Source organism: Mesorhizobium sp. M0983, assembly GCF_040318975.1.
In the GTDB taxonomy this organism is placed as follows: Bacteria; Pseudomonadota; Alphaproteobacteria; order Rhizobiales; family Rhizobiaceae; genus Mesorhizobium.
The window spans coordinates 1-17,798 of record NZ_JAMYNH010000006.1 but is presented as its reverse complement, the minus strand read 5'-3'; the positions used below and the strand labels follow the sequence as shown (position 1 = coordinate 17,798).

At 61.7% G+C, this 17,798-nt stretch carries 17 protein-coding genes and 1 pseudogene; 5 read left to right on the top strand and 13 right to left on the bottom strand.

Annotation, left to right across the window (positions count from 1 at the left end):
- Nucleotides 1–45: 45 nt before the first annotated feature.
- The 4 genes from NKH71_RS13190 to iolG (NKH71_RS13175) are packed head-to-tail and all read right to left on the bottom strand — an operon-like array spanning nucleotide 46 to nucleotide 4,284.
- Complete coding sequence (locus tag NKH71_RS13190; protein ID WP_031193884.1) at nucleotides 46–1,011, bottom strand: hydroxyacid dehydrogenase; 966 nt, start codon at nucleotides 1,009–1,011, stop codon at nucleotides 46–48.
- On the bottom strand, nucleotides 1,011–1,823 hold the full coding sequence (locus NKH71_RS13185; RefSeq protein WP_023718616.1) for an HpcH/HpaI aldolase family protein: 813 nt from the start codon (nucleotides 1,821–1,823) through the stop codon (nucleotides 1,011–1,013). The genes NKH71_RS13190 and NKH71_RS13185 overlap by 1 nt, the downstream gene beginning before the upstream one ends.
- A 12-nt stretch (nucleotides 1,824–1,835) precedes the next feature.
- Nucleotides 1,836–3,272, bottom strand: coding sequence for an NAD-dependent succinate-semialdehyde dehydrogenase (locus NKH71_RS13180; RefSeq protein WP_352895112.1), 1,437 nt, complete (start codon nucleotides 3,270–3,272; stop codon nucleotides 1,836–1,838).
- Entirely contained in the window at nucleotides 3,265–4,284 is a 1,020-nt protein-coding gene (iolG, locus tag NKH71_RS13175) for an inositol 2-dehydrogenase (protein WP_023718618.1), read from the bottom strand. The genes NKH71_RS13180 and iolG (NKH71_RS13175) overlap by 8 nt, the downstream gene beginning before the upstream one ends.
- 132 nt (nucleotides 4,285–4,416) lie before the next feature.
- Here iolG (NKH71_RS13175) and iolD point away from each other — a divergent pair, with 132 nt between their 5' ends.
- The 5 genes from iolD to NKH71_RS13150 all read left to right on the top strand — a co-directional run bounded on the left by iolD (nucleotide 4,417) and on the right by NKH71_RS13150 (nucleotide 10,443).
- Nucleotides 4,417–6,237 (top strand): 3D-(3,5/4)-trihydroxycyclohexane-1,2-dione acylhydrolase (decyclizing), encoded by a 1,821-nt coding sequence (gene iolD / locus NKH71_RS13170; protein ID WP_502900360.1) that lies wholly within the window; start codon nucleotides 4,417–4,419, stop codon nucleotides 6,235–6,237.
- 126 nt (nucleotides 6,238–6,363) lie between these two features.
- On the top strand, nucleotides 6,364–7,269 hold the full coding sequence (iolE, locus tag NKH71_RS13165) for a myo-inosose-2 dehydratase (protein ID WP_031193886.1): 906 nt from the start codon (nucleotides 6,364–6,366) through the stop codon (nucleotides 7,267–7,269).
- Entirely contained in the window at nucleotides 7,266–8,081 is an 816-nt protein-coding gene (locus NKH71_RS13160; RefSeq protein ID WP_352895110.1) for an SDR family oxidoreductase, read from the top strand. The genes iolE and NKH71_RS13160 overlap by 4 nt, the downstream gene beginning before the upstream one ends.
- 125 nt (nucleotides 8,082–8,206) lie before the next feature.
- Entirely contained in the window at nucleotides 8,207–9,277 is a 1,071-nt protein-coding gene (locus NKH71_RS13155) for a sugar phosphate isomerase/epimerase family protein (protein ID WP_031193888.1), read from the top strand.
- A 32-nt stretch (nucleotides 9,278–9,309) separates the two neighbouring features.
- A complete protein-coding gene (locus NKH71_RS13150) occupies nucleotides 9,310–10,443 on the top strand; it encodes a Gfo/Idh/MocA family protein (RefSeq protein ID WP_023718623.1) in 1,134 nt (377 codons plus the stop codon).
- Nucleotides 10,444–10,857: 414 nt separating this feature from the next.
- On the opposite strand, the gene NKH71_RS13145 is transcribed toward NKH71_RS13150, so the two are convergent.
- From NKH71_RS13145 to NKH71_RS13105, 9 genes and pseudogenes are all read right to left on the bottom strand, one after another.
- Entirely contained in the window at nucleotides 10,858–11,166 is a 309-nt protein-coding gene (locus NKH71_RS13145; RefSeq protein WP_084642600.1) for a MurR/RpiR family transcriptional regulator, read from the bottom strand.
- A gap of 84 nt (nucleotides 11,167–11,250) precedes the next feature.
- A complete protein-coding gene (gene purU / locus NKH71_RS13140) occupies nucleotides 11,251–12,135 on the bottom strand; it encodes a formyltetrahydrofolate deformylase (RefSeq protein WP_352790737.1) in 885 nt (294 codons plus the stop codon).
- A 21-nt stretch (nucleotides 12,136–12,156) separates the two neighbouring features.
- Nucleotides 12,157–13,003: pseudogene (gene folD, locus NKH71_RS13135) on the bottom strand (bifunctional methylenetetrahydrofolate dehydrogenase/methenyltetrahydrofolate cyclohydrolase FolD).
- A 137-nt stretch (nucleotides 13,004–13,140) separates the two neighbouring features.
- Nucleotides 13,141–14,142, bottom strand: coding sequence for an inositol 2-dehydrogenase (iolG, locus tag NKH71_RS13130; protein ID WP_352790735.1), 1,002 nt, complete (start codon nucleotides 14,140–14,142; stop codon nucleotides 13,141–13,143).
- Nucleotides 14,143–14,269: 127 nt separating this feature from the next.
- Entirely contained in the window at nucleotides 14,270–15,094 is an 825-nt protein-coding gene (locus NKH71_RS13125; RefSeq protein ID WP_352790733.1) for a 3-methyl-2-oxobutanoate hydroxymethyltransferase, read from the bottom strand.
- A gap of 9 nt (nucleotides 15,095–15,103) precedes the next feature.
- Nucleotides 15,104–15,886, bottom strand: a complete 783-nt coding sequence (locus NKH71_RS13120) for a TIM barrel protein (RefSeq protein WP_352790731.1) — start codon at nucleotides 15,884–15,886, stop codon at nucleotides 15,104–15,106.
- A gap of 1 nt (nucleotide 15,887) precedes the next feature.
- Nucleotides 15,888–16,196, bottom strand: coding sequence for a MocE family 2Fe-2S type ferredoxin (locus tag NKH71_RS13115; RefSeq protein WP_023718630.1), 309 nt, complete (start codon nucleotides 16,194–16,196; stop codon nucleotides 15,888–15,890).
- A gap of 11 nt (nucleotides 16,197–16,207) precedes the next feature.
- Entirely contained in the window at nucleotides 16,208–17,167 is a 960-nt protein-coding gene (locus NKH71_RS13110; RefSeq protein ID WP_352855683.1) for a sugar phosphate isomerase/epimerase family protein, read from the bottom strand.
- A partial coding sequence (locus tag NKH71_RS13105; RefSeq protein WP_352895106.1) for a Gfo/Idh/MocA family protein occupies nucleotides 17,164–17,798 on the bottom strand: 635 nt, incomplete at its 5' end. The genes NKH71_RS13105 and NKH71_RS13110, both read right to left, overlap by 4 nt.

Here is a 17,798-nt window from a genome sequence, read left to right as displayed (position 1 = left end):
CCTTGGGTAGCGGCTTCCGGTGGTTGCTTAGCGGCTGCGATGCTATCAATGGCCGTTCAGCTCTTTGCCGTTGACCACGAGCATCGGGTCGATCCTGCTCTCGAAGAAATCGAGCACATTGCGCACAGCTGACACGGCCATCCGTTCACCGCATTCGGCGGTGAGGCCGGCAATATGCGGCGACAGGATCACCTGATCGCAGGACAGAAGCGGATTGTCGGCGGCGGGGGGTTCCTCGTCGAACACGTCGAGGCCAGCGGCCGCCACCTTGCCAGACGCAAGGGCTGCAAGAAGTGCCTTTTCGTCGACGACGCCGCCGCGCGCGGTGTTCACGAGCCAGGCTCCCGGCTTCAGAAGGGCGAACTCGCGCTCGCCGATCACAGGAGCATCGCCCTTGGGAGCATGGACGGAAATCGCATCCGCCCATTGAAGGGCCGACGCCAGATCGGAGACGGCTTTAGCAGGGCCTTCCGGCCATCCGATTTTTTCGAGATACGGATCGTAGGCGGCGACTTCCATGGAAAAGGCAGCCGCCATCTTCGCGAGATGCCGGCCGATGCGGCCGTAGCCAAGAATCAGCAGGCGCTTGCCGGCCAGTTCCGAAGCTTCCAGCCGGTTGCGCCAATTCCACACACCCTCGCGAACTGACCGGTCGCCGCGCACAGCATGCTTGGCGCAGGCAAGGAGCATCATCATCGCGTGCTCGGCGACAGATATGGAATTGACGTCTCCGACGACGGCGAGCGTGATCCCACGCTTGTTGAGGGACGGCAAATCGACAGAGTCGTAGCCGACACCGTGGCGGGACACGATCCGGAGCCTGTGCCCCATCTCAACGGTCGCCGCCGAGAGAGGCTGTGTGCGGATCACCAGCCCGTCGGCCTTGTCGATCAGCGGGGCATAACTTGGCTCGGAGACTTCCTCCACGTAATCGTAGGTGATGCCGGCGGCCTGTTCGAGCAAGGAAATTCCAGCCGGATGGAGTTTCCCGGCAACTAGAACATGCGGCATCAGTACCCTCCCTTGGAACCGGCGCTGACGCTTGATCCGCCCGTGAGTTCCCTGAACTTTTTGACGTTCGCTTCCGCCGCACCGGCCAGCATGCGCACGTCGTTGGAGACGGTGGTCATGTTGTAGCCCCACCCGATCGCACGCGCCGCGTAAGCCGGAGTTCCACAGTGCAATCCCGCGGCTATGCCGGCTTTTTTGCAGGCCGCCACGATATGCTGGATGGCCTCGATCATCTCCGGTTCTTCGCGGTCGAAGGCAGGCGGCAAGCGGCCCTGGGTCATGCCGAGGGTCAGGTCGGCCGGACCAACGTAGATCCCGTCCAGTCCAGGGGTCGAAGCGATCGCGTCGAGATTGTCCATCGCCTCGGCCGTCTCAACCATGGCAAAGGCAAGTATCTCGCCATTGGATTCAGAAGCGTAATTGGCACCGGCCGCGAAATTCACACGTGTCGGACCAAAGCTTCGGCTGCCGAGTGGCGGATAGCGCACGTAGCTGACAAACTCGGCCGCCTGTTCGGCGGTATTCACCATCGGACAGATGACGCCGTAAGCACCTGCGTCGAGCACTTTCATGATGATGCCTGGCTCCAGCCAAGGCACCCTGACGAGCGGCACCGTAGCGGAGGCACGCATCGCCTGGAGCATTAGCAGCAGGCCGCTGTAATCGAGCGCTCCATGTTGGAGGTCGACGCCGATGCAGTCGTAACCTTGCGCCGCCATGATCTCGGCGGTGAAACTGTTGCCGATCGAAAGCCAGCCATTGATGGTGGGCTTCCCATCGGCCCAAAGCTGCTTGAGCCTGTTCTTGATCATGAAAAACGCTCCTTAGAATACGATATGAGCCAGCTTGGTATCGAGATAGTCCCGGATACCTTCCGCGCCGCCTTCCCGGCCCATGCCGGAATGGTTGGTCCCGCCGAACGGCGCCTCGGAAGCCGCTAGCGCAAAGCTGTTGATGCCGACCATTCCGGCCTTGAGCGTCGCGACAACTCTGCGGGCGCGCCCCGCATCCCGGGTGAAGGCATAGGCAGAAAGCCCCATCTTCGAGGCGTTTGCCCGACCCAGGACCTCCTCTTCGGACGAGAAACGGGTGATGGCCGCGATCGGACCAAAATTCTCCTCGGCAAACACGGTCATGTCGTCAGCAACATCGGTAAGGACCGTCGGCTCAAAGAAATGACCGGCGTTGAACGCCGGCGAGCGGCGGCCGCCTGCGGCAATCCTGGCACCGGCCTTTTCCGCGTCGGTAACGATTTGTTCGATTTCGTCGGTCCTCCTGGCATTGATCAAGGGGCCCATCTGCACCGTCGGATCGAGACCATCACCCAGCTTCAGGGCCTTCGCCCGCGTGACGAACCCGTCGACGAAAGCATCATGGACCTTTTCGTGGATGAAAAAGCGGTCTGGCGTGACGCAAACCTGCCCGGCATTGGCGAACTTCGTGGGCACGGACACGTTGAGCGCGCTTTCGATATCCGCGTCGTCGAAGACGATGAGAGGCGCGTTACCGCCAAGCTCCATCGACACCTTCTTCACCGTATCGGCTGCGTCGCGCAGCATTTGCTGCCCGACCCGTGTAGACCCGGTCAGCGAAACCTTGCGCACAAGCGCCGACGCCATCAGCGGCACGTAGGTTGTGGCCGTGGACCCGACGAGAAGACCGACCGTGCCTGGGGGGAGCCTGCCCGCACGCAGGCAGTCGATCATCACCATCGCGACCCCTGGCGTCCGGCTCGAAGGCCGAAGGATGGCCGAACAACCGGCGGCAAGCGCCGGGGCGACCTTGCGGGCGACGAGCGCGGCCGGAAAATTCCATGCCGTAAAGGCCGCCACGACGCCGATCGGCTCATGCAGCACTTCGAAGCGACCTCCGGGGACACGGCTCTCGATGATACGGCCATAAACACGCCGAGCCTCCTCGGCGTACCACCGGAACTGATCCGTCGCCAGAACCCACTCGCGTTCGGATTGGGCAATGGGCTTGCCCGTCTCCAGCGTAATCATGCGGGCGGCTTCGTCCTTGCGCCGGCCCATTTCGTCGGCGATAGCGTGAAGCGCGTCGGCGCGCTCGAACGCGCTCTTTGCTCGCCAGGCAGAAAGGCCACGTTCGGCGGCCGCCAAGGCAGATTGTGTATCGTCCAGCGTCGCGGTTGGAGTGTCGCCCAGTGAGCGTTCGGTGACGGGACTGGCTACGGTCGCCGTGCTTCGGTCGGAAGCGGCGCGCCATTCACCGTCGATGAAAAGTCCGTATTTGTCATACATTGCCGTCACCGATCTCGCTGGTGCTGACCACCCGACGCTCTGCGACAGATTTGATCGCTGCTTCGGCGAGGACCAGCGCAAGGCGTCCGTCCTCGAATACGACCGACGGCTGGCGTCCATTTTCGATGGCGTCGACGAAGTCGTCGATTTCAGCGTTGAACGCTTCCCTGTATCGCTCGATAAAGAAGTGAAGGTATGGCTGCGCCCGATCGCTCAGCCCATCGGCATAGATACGGGCCTCATGCGCGCGTCGGTTCTCGGAAATCGCCATGCCGGCCGATCCGAAAGCCTCGACGCGCTGATCGTATCCATAGACCGCGCGTCGTGAGTTGTTGATGATGCACTGCTTGCCGCTGGCGGTGCGCAAAACCACGGTCACCGTATCCCAGTCATTCGTCTCGGCCATCAGGTCCGGGTCGACCAGCCGGCTGCCGGTCGCAAAGACCTCAACGGGCTCTTCACCGAGCATGAAGCGAGCCATGTCAAAATCGTGGATTGTCATGTCGCGAAATATGCCGCCGGACACGCGTATGTAGGCAGCTGGCGCCATGCCAGGATCCCGCGACGTGATGATCACCTGGTGGCGCTCGCCGAGCTCGCCACTCTGGAGAGCCGCCCGCACCGCAGCATGCCCGGGATCGAAGCGGCGGACGAAGCCAATCATGATGGGCAGCTTGCTTCCACGGATGTTCGCGGCACAGCGATCGACACGCATCAGGTCAAGGTCGATGGGCTTCTCGCACAACACTGGCTTTCCGGCCGCCACTGCCCGCTCAATGTAGTCGACATGGGTATCGGTGGCCGTCGCGATCAACACGGCGTCCACATCGTCCGTGTCAAACATGGCGTCGGCCGAGTCCAACGCGGGAAGGCCGAGCATGGCTGACACTTCGTCGGCGGCGGCGCGATTGACGTCATACACCGCCGCCAGTTTCGTTCGTGGGTGTGCAGCGATATTGGCCGCATGCATGCGCCCGATGCGCCCGCAACCGAGCACGCCAATTCTCAGCATTGCATTCCTCCGCAACAATATTTTTGCAATGATCGTTGCAAAGAGGTTGATTTGTCAATGGCTATTTCGTAATAGTCTGCACAACGGAAATTCGCCAGGGAGGAAGCGATGACGAAGACCATTCGTCTGACCATGACGCAGGCGCTCGTGCGCTATTTAAGCAATCAATTCACCGTTATCGACGGCAGCAAGGCTCCGCTGTTTGCGGGCGTGTTCGCCATTTTCGGTCACGGCAATGTCACCTGCCTGTCCGAGGCCTTGGAGGCCGCGCAGGACGTCCTGCCAACATGGCGCGGCCAGAACGAGCAGTCGATGGCACTGGCTGCGATCGGGTTCGCGAAAGCGAAGCGCCGGCGCCAGATCATGATCGCCGCTACCTCTATCGGCCCGGGCGCTCTGAACATGGTGACCGCCGCAGGCGTCGCCCATTCAAATCGGCTTCCGGTACTGATGCTTGCCGGCGACACCTTTGTCAGCCGCCGGCCGGATCCGGTGATGCAGCAGGTCGAGCACTTCGGCGATCCTACAGTAAACGTCAACGACGCGTTCAAGGCGGTGACTCGCTACTGGGACCGTATTGTCCATCCCGAACAGATCATCTCCTCGCTGCCCCAGGCGGTCGCGGTTCTGCTTGATCCGGCCGACTGCGGGCCGGCTTTCATCGCCCTTCCCCAAGACGTGCAGGAGGTCGTCTGGGATTATCCCGAGTCCTTCTTCGAACCCACGGTCCATGCGATTCCGCGCCCCCGGCCGGATCGCGCGCGTCTCGAAGAGGCGGTGCGTCTTCTCAAGGCGGCAAAGCGTCCGCTGATCATTTCAGGCGGCGGCGTGCGTTACTCCGGTGCGGAGGCTGCTGTTGCGAAATTCGCCGAGGCGCGCGGTATTCCGCTTGCCGAAACCATCGCCGGTAAGGGCACGGTGACGCACGACCATCCTGCCCATGTCGGGCCCATTGGCATCGTCGGCTCGACATCGGCGAACGCGCTTGCGGGTGAGGCCGATGTGATCCTGGCCGTCGGCACGCGGCTCATGGACTTCACGACGGGATCGTGGAGTGCGTTCAGCCCCGACGCCAAATTCGTCTCGATCAACGCCGCGCGGTGGGATGCCACGAAGCACCGGGCTCTCGCCGTGGTCGGCGATGCGCTGGAAACCATCAACGAGGTCGAGGCCGCGCTCGGTGACTGGAAAGGCGAAAGCGGCTGGACCGAAAAAGGCAAGGTCGAGTTTGCCAAGTGGAACACCGCGCTCGACGGATTCCAAAAACCCACGAATGACCCGGTTCCGACTTACGCGCAGGTCGTCGGCGTGGTCAACGCGAAGGCCGGCGAGCGGGATCTGCTGATCACCGCGGCAGGCGGGCTTCCCGGGGAAGTCATGAAGAACTGGCGCGTGAAAGAGCCGAACACCTTCGACTGCGAGTTCGGATTTTCCTGCATGGGCTATGAGATCTCAGCCGGATGGGGTGCGGCGATGGCGGATCCGAGCCGCACGCCAATCGTGATGATCGGCGACGGCACCTACATGATGATGAATTCCGACGTCTACTCATCGGTCCTCGCCGGCCACAAGATGATCCTGATCGTCTGTGACAATGGCGGTTATGCGGTGATCAACCGGCTGCAGAATGCCAAGGGCGGCGCGTCGTTCAACAACATGATCAAGGATTGCCGGGTCAAGGAGCCGTTTTCGGTCGACTTCGCCAAGCACGCCGAGGCCATGGGCGCCCTCACGCGGCGGGTAGAGAGCCTTGCCGATCTCGGCCAGGCTGTGGAGTGGGCCAAAGGGACGGATCGCACCACCGTGATCACCATCGTCTCCGATGGCTACACCTGGACACCCGGCGACGCCTGGTGGGATGTCGGCGTGCCGCAGGTCAGCGAGCGGGCCGAGGTGCGCGAGGCCCATTCGGTTCAAGCCGAAGGCCGCAAACGGCAGCGCATCGGAGTCTAGGTTTTTCGGACGCCCCCTGGGGCGTCCTCTGCCGGAACGATGCCACACTCCCTGAGCATTGTTCCGGCAGTTTTTTCGCGGCGCCAAAAGTGGGCGGCGGCAGCTGGAATGATGATGGAGATCAAGATGAGAGCCAAGCTCGGCATCGCGCCGATCGCCTGGTGGAACGATGACCTCGCCGAATTGAGCGACGACGTTTCGCTGGAGGAGTGTCTGCGGCAGGCCCGTGAGGCCGGCTTCACCGGCATGGAGACCGGCCGCCGCTTCCCGATGGACGCGGCGGTTCTCGAGCCCATTCTGAGGCAGCACGGCATGAGCGTCTGCGGCGGCTGGTTCTCCGGTCTGCTGCTTGACGGCGATATCGAAGCGGAGAAAGACCGCATCGCCCAGCAGATGCAGCTCTTCAAGGCCGTCGATGCCCCCTGCATCGTCTACGGCGAGACTGCAGGCACCATACAGGGTGATCGCTCCGCGCCGCTTTCCACCAAGCGGCGGCTCTCGGAAGACGAGATCAGAATCTATGGTCGCAAGATGACTGCCTTCGCCGAATGGTGTTCGGACGAGGGCATGCCGATTTCCTACCACCACCACATGGCCGCGCCGATCGAGACCGAGGAAGAGCTCGACTTCCTGATGAAACATTCCGGCGAGGGTCTGGCCCTGCTTTACGACGCCGGCCACATGGCCTTTGCCGGCGGCGACGTGCTGCGGGTGGTCGACAAGCACCACGCCCGCATTTCGCATGTACACACCAAGGATATCCGCCAGGCAGTCGTGGACGGGCTCGACCGCACCCGGGAAAGTTTTCTCGACGCGGTGGTCAAGGGAGCCTTCACCGTGCCCGGCGACGGCTCGCTCGACTTCGAGGCGATGATCAAGCGCTTGGCGAGCCACGGCTACGAAGGCTGGTTCGTCGTTGAAGCCGAGCAGGATCCCGTCAAAAGCCCGCCGCTCGAAATGGCGAAGATAGGTCACAAGGAATTGCTGCGCGTCATGGCCGCGGCTGGCTACACAGTGGAGGACAAGGCATGAACCGGATGGATGGTAAGATCTGCGTCGTCACCGGATCGACGCAAGGACTGGGCGCGGCTATCGCTCGCCAGCTCGCCCGAGCCGGAGCCGCTGGCCTCGTCACACTTGGTCGTAACGAAACCAAGGGCCGCGCGGTGGCCGCAGACATTTCGCACGCCACGGGCGTGCCCGTGCACTATGTCAACGCCGATCTTGGCAATGTCGAGGATTGCCGCCGCGTGATCGCGGAAGCGGAGCGCGTTTTCGGAAGAATCGACGTGCTGGTCAATGCAGGCGCGCGGACGGACCGAGGCACGATCCTCGACACATCGCCAGAATTGTTCGACGCCCTGTTCGCCGTGAATGTACGCGGACCTTATTTCCTCATGCAGGAAGCCATCCGGCACATGATCGGCCATGGCATCGAGGGTGCGATCTGCAACATCGGCTCGATTTCGCAGCAGGCCGGCCAGCCCTTCATCAACGTCTACTGTGCCACCAAGGCGGCACTGGCGACACTGACCCGCAACACGGCATTTTCCGTCATGAAGAACCGCATCCGCGTCAACCAGCTGGATATCGGCTGGATGGCGTCCGACCACGAGCGGGAATTGCAGGCGAGCGAGAAGGGCGATCCCGACTGGGAAGCGAAAGCCGTTGCACACCTGCCCTTCGGACGCCTGATCGACCCCCGCGAGGCGGCACGAGCGGTCAACTTTCTCGTTTCGGACGATGCGGGTCTCATGACGGGTGCGGTGGTGGATTACGACCAGACCGCGCTTGGCGCCGCACCCGGTCCCATGGCCGTGCCTGAGAAGGCGATGGCGCTCTGAAGCCATTGGAACCGTCGAAGCGGAGACGGAAAAGAAAGCAGCTGCCCTGTGAGGACCCACATCACTCTTCTGGGCGGCTCCGATAACGGATGAACCGGCGGCCCTGCCGCCAGAAGGAGAGCAAGATGCGGACCATTAAGGGGCCAGCTGTGTTTCTGGCTCAATTCGCGGGCGACGAAGCACCGTTCAACAGCATCGAGGGATTGGCCGGCTGGGCCTCGGCCAAGGGCTTCAAGGGCGTGCAGATACCGACCTGGGACAAGCGCGTCATCGATTTGAAGCAAGCGGCTGAAAGCCAGACCTATTGCGATGACTATGCCGGCAAGCTCGCCGAACACGGCCTGGTTGTCACCGAACTGGCGTCGCATCTGCAAGGTCAGCTTGTGGCCCTGCATCCCGCCTACGATCATCCGGCGGATTCCTTCGCCGCACCCGAGGTGCGGGGCAATCCGGCCGCACGGCAGGCGTGGGCAGTCGAGCAGCTTCATCTCGCCGCCAAGGCGTCGAGGCGTTTCGGCATAGACCGCCATGTCACCTTCTCAGGTTCGCTGCTGTGGCCGTTCCTCTATCCCTATCCGCAATGGACGGATGGGCTGATCGACGACGGTTTCGATGAGCAGGCTCGGCGCTGGCGGCCAATCCTTGATGCCTTCGACGAGAGTGGCGTGGACCTGTGCTACGAAATCCATCCTGCCGAAGACCTGCATGACGGGCTGACCTTCGAGATGTTCCTGGAGCGCGTCGGCAACCATCCGCGCTGCAACATCATGTACGACCCCAGCCATCTCGTGCTGCAGGCGATCGATTATCTCGCCTACATCGACCACTATCACGAGCGCATCAAAATGTTCCACGTCAAGGATGCCGAGTTCCGGCCGGACGGTAAGACCGGCGCCTATGGCGGCTTCCAGCCCTGGATCCGGCGCGCCGGCCGCTTCCGCTCCCCAGGCGACGGACAGATCGACTTCAAGGCGATTTTCTCGAAACTCTCCGGCTACGACTTCGACGGCTGGGCGGTGCTCGAGTGGGAATGCTGCCTCAAGAATTCAGAGGACGGCGCGGCTGAGGGAGCCCGCTTCATCGCCGATCACATCATCCGCGTTTCCGAACGCGCCTTCGACGACTTCGTCAAGGCCAGTGCGGACCGCACGATCAACGATGCCATTTTAGGTATCGACAGGGGGGCACGCTCGTGACTGCTGATTTTCAGCGACCGCTTCGGCTCGGCATGGTCGGCGGCGGCGAAGGCGCCTATATCGGCAACATCCATCGCATCTCCGCCCGGTTCGATGGCGCCTTCCAGCTTGTAGCCGGCGCGTTCGACGCGGATGCAGCGCGCGGCCACCGCTTCGCGGCAACGCAAGGTATCGATCCCGCCCGATCCTATGACGACTTCAAGGCCATGATCGCCGCGGAAAACGATCGCGAGGATCGCATCGACGTGGTGGCGATCTGCACGCCAAACCACACCCATTTTCCGATCGCCAAGGCTTTTCTCGAGGCCGGCTACGAGGTGATCTGCGAAAAGCCGCTGACTAACACACTCGAAGACGCGATCGCGCTCGAGCAGCTGGTGCGCGAGACCGGACGCTTCATGGGCGTGACCTATACCTATTCGGGGTATCCGATGGTGCATGAGGCGCGCGAGATCGTGGCAGCAGGCAAGCTTGGCGCGATCCGCATCGTGCAGGTGGAGTATCCCCTGGAATGGATGGCGACGGCCATCGAGACCGCCGGAAATGTCCAGGCCGCCTGGCGCACCGACCCGAAGCGATCGGGGCGTGGCGGCTCGATCGGCGACATCGGCACGCACGCCTATCATCTGGCTGGCTTCGTGACCGGGCTGAAGCTGGAGTCCCTGACAGCAGACCTCGCTTCCTTCGTCGAGGGACGCGTGCTTGACGACAACGCCCATGTGCTGCTGCGCTACGAAGGGGGCGCGCGAGGGCTGCTTTGGTCGTCACAGGTCGCACTCGGCTGCTCGAACGGGATCCGGCTGCGTGTCTTCGGCGAAAAGGGCGGGTTAACCTGGTTCCAGGAGCAACCGAACGAGCTGATTTTCTCACCGCTGTTCGGTCGCACCGAGACCATCAAGCGGGGTGCTGACGATCTGAGTGAGGCAGCGAAGGTGCGAACCCGCACACCGCCCGGCCATCCCGAGGGCTATCTGGAGGCCTTCGCCAATCTCTATCGCGGCTTTGCCGAAGCCATCCACGCCCGTCGCGAGGGGCGCAAGGCAGCGGCAATAGGGTTGAACGTGCCGACCGCTTATGACGGGCTGAAGGGTGTGGCATTCGTCGATGCAGTCGTCGATAGCGCCGAAGCCGAAGGGCAGCCATGGCTGAAACCTCACGCCGTCTGACAGGCCATCGGGGGTGCGCCGACGCAAGGTCGGCGGGCCCTCAATCCTTCCGGGGAGTCTGGGTCAAAACTCAAGTAGCTGGCTACCCAAGTGGTCAGGATGGAAGGGGAGTTGCCCGCTGCCGGAACGAGAAGTTAGCGCCAATGGCGGCCGTTCGGAGGCATGTTCCGGAATGACTTCATTGGGGCTGGACGCGGAATGGCAGCTCTCGTGCTACTGACCTTAGAGAGCGGACCGTAGGTGGGGTGGACGTCGTCACCACCTGACCTTTTCTAGCATTGAGTTCCAGCCGGTCTGCGGCGTAAACGGAACGCGATCATGCCGCCGGCGCTACTCAATGCGATTTGATTAGTCGGCATAGCAATCTGACGACCAACGCTAGCTCTGCACGCGTGTCGAAGATTTTCAGGCTGGTCAACCACGTTCGTGGCTTGGCGGCAAAGGACGCCCGCCCCGAACGCGCATACTATCCTGAAAGAACTTCTTCATCTCGCGAAAAGCGGAGAATCCAAAACAGCGGGCAAGCCTTGTCGGCGCAGTAGTGCCCACGCCACAGCGGCGGGCAATCGCAGCCGCGCTTTCAAATGCAATGATCTCCGGCTTTTCAAGTGCTTGCCGAGCTACCTTCTCGAGAGCGGGGGTCAATCGAAGCTCGCGCTTCGCGATCGCAGTTTTGATCTCATCAAGACATTTGGGTCTGTGTGCAAGTACAGGCGATTTCATCCGAAACCCTCCAGACCTTCGAAGAATCGGTAGCCAGCTAGCCCTGAAATCCAGCCCATGACGGCAAGGCGTTCACGAGCCACGTCAGCCCAATCGCTCTGAAGCAAACGATCCAGGCGACGCGGGGAATACGACGGTCTTGTTCCCGTTGAGGAAAACCCGACGATGGATATGGGCGTGGATTGCCCGGGCGAGCACCTGTGCCTCGACGTCGCGGCCGAGGCTGACATAGTCCTCGCTGGACTGCGCATGCGTCACGCGGATCGTGTCCTGCTCGATGATGGGTCCTTCGTCCAGGTCAGCCGTCACGTAATGCGACGTAGCCCCGATCAGCTTCACACCTCGGTCGTGGGCCTGTTTGTACGGATTGGCGCCTTTGAACGAGGGCAGGAAGGAATGGTGGATGTTGATGATCCGGCCAGACATTTTCTGGCACATCTCGTCCGAGAGAACCTGCATGTACCGCGCCAGGACGACCAACTCGGCGCCCGCGTCCTCGACCACGCGCATCTGATGTGCCTCTGCCTCGGCCTTGTTCTCTTTCGTTACCTTGATGAGGTGAAACGGGATGTCGTGGTTCACGACGACCTTCTGGTAGTCCATGTGATTGGAGATCACTCCGACGATGTCAATCGGAAGCGCTCCGATACGCCAGCGATACAGAAGGTCGTTGAGGCAATGGCCAAACCGCGAGACCATTCTGATGACCCTGCGCTTGACGCTCTCGTCGAAGAATTCCCACTCCATGCCGAACTGCGAGGCGATAGCTTTGAAGCCCGAACGGAGTTCTTCCAGCCCCCATCCGCCTTCGGAGCGGAAGCTCACCCGCATGAAGAAGTTGCCGGTGTCGGCGTCGTCGAACTGCGCGCTGTCAGTAATGTTGCAGGTTTGGTCGGCGAGGAACGTCGAGATCGCCGCGACAATCCCCCTGGTCGAGCGGCATTTGACGCGAAGTGCAAAGTTCAACATTGGCTCTCTTCCTGGGCGGACTTACGCCTGAAGGCTGCGGCGGAACGCCGTCAGCGTATTGGAAAGCAGGCAGGCGATCGTCATGGGGCCGACGCCGCCAGGGACCGGCGTTATGGCGCCGGCGTGGGCCGCCTCTGCGAATGCGACATCGCCCACGAGCTGCGGCTTACCGTCTCGCGTCACGCGGTTGATGCCGACATCGATCACGACCGCACCTGGCTTGATCCAATCGCCTCGGATCATCTCTGCCCTTCCCACTGCTGCCACCAGGATGTCGGCTGACCGGCGCCAGATCGCGGGTATGCGAGTGCGCGATGGTGACGGTGCAGTTTTCGGACAGCAGCAACTGGGCCATCGGCTTGCCGACGATGTTGCTGCGGCCGATGATGATGGCATGCAGTCCGGACAGGTCGCCGAGCCTTTCCTTCAGGAGCATCAGGCAACCAAGTGGTGTGCACGGCACCAGCGCCTCCTGGCCGGTCGCCAAGCTGCCGGCATTTTGGATATGAAATCCATCAACGTCCTTGCTCGGCACAATGGCATTGAGCACGGCGCTTGCATCGATCTGCGGCGGCAACGGGAGTTGCACGAGGATGCCGTGCACTGCGGGATCGCCGTTCAGCTTCTCAATCAACCCGAGGAGGTCATCTTCGGTGGTCCGCACGGGCAGCCGGTGCTCGAAGGAAGCCATCCCCGCGGCAATAGTCTGGCGATGCTTTGAGGAGACATAGACGGCGCTGGCCGGATCGTCACCCACCAGTACGGCCGCCAGACCAGGCACCAGGCCGGTCTTCGCTCTGAGTGTCGCAACATCAGCGGTGACCTTGCCCGCCAGAACGGCCGCAGCGGCCTTCCCGTCGATGATCATTTCAGGACGTGGACTTTCCATGGCAAATCCTGTTTTCCAAAACGCTAGATACTGCCTGCACCGGTTCCGAATGACGAAGCCGGAGGGCCCATGCTTTCTGATCCGGCAAGAGTCCCGACGTTTGGTGATCCGCCGGCTCAGCCCAGAACGCTTGCTAGACTGACGGGGGCACCGGTCTTCGCCGACACCGTTGCTGCCTCTGCCATCGCCAGCGCGGCAATGCCGTCGTCTAGGGTGACGGGAACCGCCTTGCCACCATTGACTGCCTCGACAAAACCGGCCCATTCGGCGGCATAGGCCGGCATGTAGCGCTCCAGGAAGAAGTAGGTCGGCTTGGCCCCCGTCACGCCAGAGGTGGTGGACTTCACCACCGTGTTTTCCAGCATGTTCTGCGCCTGCAGTAGCCCTTCGGACCCCAGAAGTTCCACGCGCTGATCATAGCCGTAGACAGCGCGGCGGGAGTTTTTGATGACCGCGATCCGGCCGTCCGCGTAGGTCAACGTGACGACAGCCGTCTCGACGTCTCCGGCTGCCCCGATCTCCGGATCGACGATAGAGGATGCCACCGACGTGACCGCTACGGGAGCAGTTCCCATGATGAAATTCGCCATGTCGAAATCGTGGATCATCATGTCCCGGAACAGGCCACCAGATACCTTGATGTAGGCAACCGGAGGCGGCGCCGGGTCGAAGGACGTAATCGACAGGAGTTCGGACTTGCCGATCTCACCTCTGTCAGCGGCCGCCTTCAGAGATGCAAAGTTCGGATCGAAGCGGCGGTTGAATCCTATCATCACCGGGCGGCCAGTTCCGGCGGCAACTTTCTGGCAAGCGTGTGCGCGGGCAAGGCTCAGATCCACAGGCTTCTCGCAAAGCACGGCCTTGCCGGCGACAGTCGCCCGCTCGATCAGGTCGGAGTGAGTATCGGTCGAAGTTGCGATTAGCACCGCGTCGATCGAGACATCGTTGAGTATGGCGTCAGTGGTCCGAGCCTCGGCATCATACTGGGAAGCGAGCTTTTCCGCGGCTGCGGCATTGATGTCCGACACCGCGACGAGCGTGCTGTCGGGATGCGACGAGATAGCCGTCGCGTGAACGCCGGCGATACGTCCGGCACCGAGAAGGCCGACTTTGAGCATAGTTGTCCTCTAGCTTTGCTGTGTGTCTGGTTGATCTTTAGATCAGCGAGAAAGTTTTGAACGCGCTTGCCCGCTGATGGGGGACGAGCCCGTCCCTCCCCATTTGAAGGATGTCTCTGGATCTGGTTTAGGCTTTCGCCTGCTCCAGGAATTGGCGGTATTCCGCCTCCGCGATCGCAACATTGTGCTGCGGCTGCGGGTAGGCTCCCGAACCGACGTCGGCGACGAATTCCTTGAACGCCGCAATCCGCTCCTGTTGGAGCCGCGCATACTCGGCCGCGAAATTGCGATAGGTCTTGGCATGGCGCGGCTTATGGCCATCGGTATGGCCAAGCACGTCCTCGGCGAACAGATATTGCGCATCGGCTCCCGGCCCGGCCCCCATGCCGAGCATGATCATCGAAGTGTTCTTCGAGATGAATGCACCGACTTTGTCAGGGACAACTTCAAGCTCGGCGCCGAAGCAGCCGATGGCCTCAAGCTGCTTCACCTGCTGCCAGACTTTCAGGGCTTCCTGCCCGGTCTTGCCCACCGCCCGAAAGCCTGTCCAGGTGATGTAGGAAGGAATGAGGCCGACATGTGCGACGACTGGCACGTGATTATCGCATAATGTCTTCTGGATGTCATAGGAGGCAGCGCAATAGAAGCAGTCACCTCCCATCGCTGCGAAGTGGAAAGCTGCTCGCAGATAGTCCTCGGCAGTTGCGAGAGGTCGGCCCTCAAAGGTTCCCCAGCCACCATACGGCAGACCGACCTGGACGAAGCAGCGCCCAGCCGCCTCACGCATTTGAGGACTGAAAAAGCGCCCCTCGATCGACAGCATCTGGATCCCCGCCGCGTTCGCGGCCGCGGCCTCTTCTTCCGTGGTGACATAAAGCATCGAGATCTTCTCGCCGCGCGCCTTCATGGCGCGAATGTCTGCGACGGTGGGCCGGGTGTTCTTGGTGACCATTCTTGTTCCTCAGACGGTGAAAGCTTCGCGGAAGGCTAGTAGCGCCGCCTCGGGATCACCGGAGGCAAACGCCTCCATCCCAACCGGCCCGCGGTAGCCCATGTCTTTAAGCGCGCGGGCGATGCCCCGGTAATTGATCTCGCCGGTGCCGGGCTCCATGCGTCCGGGAACGTCGGCCACCTGGACCTCGCCGATCCAAGGCAGACAGGCGCGACAGAGCGCGATCAGATTCCCTTCGCCGATCTGCGCATGGTAGAGATCGAGATTGAGGCGCAGGCCCGGTCGGTTGACGCTCGACACCAGCGCAAGTGTGTCTTCGGCGCGCCCAAACGGCACGCCGGGATGGTCGACCGGAAGGTTCAGATTCTCCAGCGTGAAGGTCACTCCCTCGGCCTCGGCTAGATCCGCGATACGGTTCAGCGTCTCGCGCCCCTTCAGCCACATCGCGCCGGCTATCGTTTCGCAAGGCGTGACCGGCATGCCGCCATCGCCGAGCCCGGTGCCGTGCAAATTGAGCCGCGCGACGCCGAGGCGCTTGCCAACCGCCGCCGTCTCCTTTGCTGTCTTCAACAGTTCGGCGGCACCCTCGTCGTCGGCAAGCCTGCCGCGCAGATAGCCGTTCATGATCGAGAAGATCGCGCCGGATTTCTCCAGCATTGCGAGGTCGTGATCGGGCCAGTTCCAGAGGCCGACCTGGAAGCCTATTTCGGTGAGGCGCTTGACGCGCCATTCCATCGGCTGGTCGCGCCAGAGCATCTCGGCGCATGCCGCAAGCGTAAAGGTATCGGACATGTCAGACCTCGATATACACGCGGCCGTCCTCGACCTTTGTCTTGTAAGTCTTGAGGTTCTCGCACGCCGGTGGCGTCTCTACTTCGCCGGTCGTGAAGTCGAAAACGGAAGCATGCTTGGGGCACTCCACCGTATTCCCCATGACAAGACCGTCGGCAAGGTGGATCTTCTCATGCGTGCAAAGCCCGTCTGTACAATAGAATTCGTCCGCGTCGTTGCGGAAGATTGCGAAGGTACGGTCGCCATTCTCGAAGCGTTTAGCTTCCTCGGCTTCGATTTCATCAGCGGCACAAGCGTCAACCCAGGGCATTGATTCTCTCCTCAGATATCTTGCGGTTTGAAGTCTGCGGGAGCGGACGGCATCACGCCCTGGAGCAGCGCGACGGACTTCTCGAGTCCCTCCAGCGAATTGAGAAGGACGTCTTCGTGCTCGATGGAAAGCCAGCCGTCATAGCCAGCCATCTTGAGTCGGTAGCAGAACTGCCGCCACCACTCCTCGCCGTGCCCGAACCCAAGTGTAATGTAGCTCCAGGACCGTGCCGGAATGTTCATCAGGCTCCCATTCTCAAGCAGCGAGGTCGTTGCCTGAACCGGCCGGTTGAGCATCGTATCCTTGGCGTGAACGTGATAGACGGCCTCGCCTAGCGCGTCGGCGGCAGCGAGAGGATCAGCGCCCATCCAGAACAGGTGCGAGGGGTCGAGATTGGCGCCTAGGACAGGTCCGACCGCTTCCCGCAGTTTCAGGAGCGAGGGCACGTTGTATACGCACTGATTGCCGTGGAGTTCGAGCGCGATGCGATCGACACCGTTTTCCTTCGCCAGCGCCGCGATCTCGGTCCAGAAGGGTATCAGCTTATCTTCCCATTGATATCTAAGGATGGTCTGCGTTTCCGTCGGCCAAGACGAGACGACCCAGTTCGGCATGCTGTCGCCAGCGCTGCCAGCCGGCAGACCGCTCATGGTGCAGACGGTGCGAATGCCCATCTCTCCGGCGACGCGGATCGTGTCTTTCAATCCTTGGCCTTGGGCCGGATCGGTCGGGTGCAGCGGATTGCCGTTTGCGTTGAGGCTGATGATCTCCAGGCCGCGTTCCTCGAAGGCTGCAGCAAACCGCTTCTGCGCTTCCCTGTTACCCAGCATGGACGAAAGCCGGAAATGCGGGGCGGTCGACCAGCCGCAGGCGTTTACTTCGATGCCGGATACCCCCATGCGCTGGGCATGATTAAGCACCGCGTCGAACGGCAGATTGCCGAGACTGTCTGAAACGAAACCCAGCTTCACGCGTAGAACTCCGGCTTTGCAATCATCTGCACAGGCGTACGACGGGCTTCCTTCAACGCACTCACGCCAGCCTCGGCAACGATTGCGGCGCAATAGCCGTCCCAGCAATCCGAGGCGGTCGTGGGGAACTCACCGGTCATGACAAAGCGAAGGAAGTCGCGGTTCTGGCGGCGATAGGCATCATAGTACCTGGTCCGCCAGTCGGCGTCGTAGCTTGTGCTTTGGGCAAGCGCCGACTCCCTGCGGGTGTAGGCAATGTTGTTCGTCGCCACCGCTCCGCGCTCGCCGATCAGTTCGGCGCGGACGTCATAGCCGTAGGCGGCGTTGTTGTTGATCTCGATATTGACGAGCTGCCCGTCCACCGTTTCCAACACCATGACGACAGGTGCGACACGCGCGTCCGAGCGGCGCGGCTGGAACGCGGAAATAGAGGCATATTCTGTCCCGAGCACGTAACGCACGACGTCGAATTCGTGCGGTGCCGAATTCGTGATGGCCATAGCGCCGGTAAAATCGGCCGCAGGTGTCTCAACATTGCGGTGAAAATTGTGCATCATCAGCGCCCGGCCGAGACGACCATTATCGAGCGCTTGCTTCATTTCCTGATAGGAGCGGTCGTAACGCCGCATGA